Genomic DNA, 458 nt, shown 5'->3' on the forward strand with positions numbered 1-458 from the left:
CTGGGTACCGTCATTTTTTCTGACCAGTATGGTTTGTCCTTTCCCATTCTGGAATTCTGTAGTGGTATTTCCGTCCGGATCAGTAGCGGAAGTTTTCATGAGTTGCCCCCCAGCATAGGAAGTTACCAGGGAAATACTGGAGTCCGTTCTGCCTTCTATCCAGCTTGTTGTTACCTTATATTTTTTCACTTCACCATCAGAATTGATTCCGTAGGTCATGTTGGCAGGTTTCTGGGACCAGGCGGTTCCTGCCGGAACAACCTGGCTTACTCTTCCGGTAAAGAGATCATCATAGCGCTTTTCAGTATAGATCTTTTCACTTCCGTATCCTGCAGAAGGTGCATTGGCTAGTGGATTGATATAGATGGCTCCGTTCGCAGTACCTGACTGGGGAACAGGAAGGTAGCTTTTGGCTTGTCTTCCTTTTGAATCGTATTCTATAGGAACTACCACATCTC

General features: G+C 46.1%; 1 protein-coding gene. It reads right to left on the reverse strand.

The features are described 5' to 3' along the window. A partial coding sequence (locus DRF61_RS22500) for a DUF6443 domain-containing protein (RefSeq protein WP_238601936.1) occupies positions 1-458 on the reverse strand: 458 nt, incomplete at both ends.

Source organism: Chryseobacterium lathyri (assembly GCF_003290185.1).
Taxonomy (GTDB): Bacteria; Bacteroidota; Bacteroidia; order Flavobacteriales; family Weeksellaceae; genus Chryseobacterium; species Chryseobacterium lathyri.